The following is a 1,196-nucleotide window of genomic DNA, read 5'->3' on the forward strand; positions in this document are numbered from 1 at the left end:
ATAGCGGTGTCCAAACAAAAATTTGAGAGAACCAAGCCACACGTAAATGTGGGAACGATCGGCCATGTTGACCATGGCAAGACGACGCTGACAGCGGCGATCACGAAGATACAGGCCGAAAAGATGGGCGGTGAAGCGAAGGCGTACGACCAGATCGACAACGCCCCGGAAGAGCGCGCGCGCGGCATCACGATAGCCACTGCGCACGTGGAATACGAGTCGGACACCCGCCACTATGCGCACGTCGACTGCCCGGGCCACGCCGACTACGTCAAAAACATGATTACCGGTGCCGCGCAAATGGACGGAGCGATCCTGGTGTGTTCGGCTGCCGACGGTCCGATGCCGCAAACCCGCGAGCACATACTACTGGCGCGCCAGGTGGGCGTACCGTACATCGTCGTGTACCTGAACAAGGCCGACATGGTCGATGACGAGGAACTGCTGGAGCTGGTTGAAATGGAAGTGCGAGAATTGCTGGATATCTACGAGTTTCCGGGCGACGACACGCCGATTATTACCGGGTCGGCGCTGAAAGCGCTGGAAGGTGATGACAGCGAGATTGGCGAGCCGTCGATTGCGCGACTGCTCGAGGCGCTCGACAACTACATACCGTTGCCCGAACGCCCGATCGACCAGCCGTTTTTGATGTCGGTCGAAGACGTATTCTCGATTTCCGGTCGGGGCACGGTGGCGACGGGTCGAATCGATCGGGGCATTGTCAAAGTTGGCGATTCGATCGAGATTGTCGGCATTCGGGACACGGCGAAAACTACGGTAACGGGGGTTGAAATGTTCCGCAAGCTGCTCGACAGCGGCGAGGCGGGAGATAACGTCGGGATATTGTTGCGCGGCACCAAGCGCGAGGAAGTCGAGCGCGGCCAGGTGTTGTGCGTTCCGGGCAGTATCACCCCGCACACGGCGTTTGAAGCGGAAGTGTACGTGCTGAGTAAGAACGAAGGTGGTCGGCACACGCCGTTTTTCAACGGTTACCGACCGCAGTTTTACTTTCGCACCACCGACGTGACGGGGGCGTGTGACCTTCCTGAGGGGATCGAGATGGTGATGCCGGGCGACAACGTCAAGATGAGTGTAAAGCTGATTGCGCCGATCGCGATGGAAGAGGGATTGCGTTTTGCGGTCCGCGAGGGTGGTCGCACGGTTGGGGCCGGCGTCGTTTCGAAAATTGTCGAGTA

The 1,196-nt window shown here is 58.9% G+C and carries 1 protein-coding gene; it reads left to right on the forward strand.

The window, feature by feature from the left end:
- Positions 1–6: 6 nt before the first annotated feature.
- Positions 7–1,196, forward strand: a 1,190-nt coding sequence (gene tuf / locus GY725_00255; GenBank protein MCP4002601.1) for an elongation factor Tu, incomplete at its 3' end; no start/stop codon positions are given.

Source organism: bacterium (assembly GCA_024226335.1).
Lineage (GTDB): Bacteria > Myxococcota_A > UBA9160 > SZUA-336 > SZUA-336 > JAAELY01.